The sequence below is a fragment of the Vibrio sp. D173a genome (genome assembly GCF_030248475.1).
The window spans coordinates 1-879 of the sequence record NZ_JAHGAH010000786.1 but is presented as its reverse complement, the minus strand read 5'-3'; the positions used below and the strand labels follow the sequence as shown (position 1 = coordinate 879).

2 protein-coding genes are annotated in these 879 nt (G+C 46.5%); both read left to right on the top strand.

Annotation, left to right across the window (positions count from 1 at the left end; all coding sequences use genetic code 11):
* The coding region (locus KIV40_RS29290; RefSeq protein ID WP_285352748.1) for a transglutaminase-like cysteine peptidase at nucleotides 1-611 on the top strand (611 nt) is incomplete at its 5' end.
* 5 nt (nucleotides 612-616) lie between these two features.
* Nucleotides 617-879, top strand: a 263-nt coding sequence (locus KIV40_RS29285) for a LapD/MoxY N-terminal periplasmic domain-containing protein (protein WP_285352746.1), incomplete at its 3' end; no start/stop codon positions are given.

Below are 879 nucleotides of genomic sequence, written 5' to 3'. Positions count from 1 at the left end.
TGAATACCACAGAGCAGCGCTGGGTTAATGCCGTCTCACAAACCTATGGTGATAGCGCGGCTAAACGAGTTGAGACATGGCGATCCTATATTGCGCAGTTCAAAACGCAGAGTGACGCTCAGAAGCTGGAATCCGTCAATCGCTTCTTTAACCAACTCTACTTTGTTGACGACATTGTTCTGTGGGGAAAGAAAGATTACTGGGCAACACCACTGGAGTTCTTGGGCAGTAACGCCGGAGATTGTGAAGACTTCACCATCGCAAAATATTTTTCCCTGCTGGAGCTGGGCGTGCCCGACAAGAAACTGAGATTGGTATATGTCAAAGCCCTAGAGCTGAATCAGTTCCATATGGTACTGGCTTACTACTCCACACCGAGTGCGGAGCCGGTCCTTTTAGACAATTTGAACCCAGAAATTAAACGAGCGTCAACGCGCAGAGACTTACTGCCGGTATACAGCTTTAACGGTAAAAACCTATGGCTTATGAAGTCTTCGGCAGGAAACGGACAGCTTGCAGGTAAATCATCCAGATTGAGCTTGTGGAACGATCTTCGTTCACGCGAGCGCTCTCTAAAATTAAACAAACCCATTATCAATTACGATGAGTAGGTACAATGACTTTATATAAACAGCTTGTAGTCGGGATGGTTGCGGTCTTTATATTACTGATGACGTCAGTATTTATGATCGAATTTAATACCACTCGAGGCCACCTAGAAGCGCAGCAGCGCTCAGAGGTAAGCAATACCATCAATACCGTTGGTTTGGCTTTGGCTCCTTATCTTGAGGACAAAGACCCAATCGCCGTTGAATCGGTCATCAATGCGCTGTTTGATGGCAGCTCGTATTCAGTGGTGCGCCTCATCTTCCTTGATAG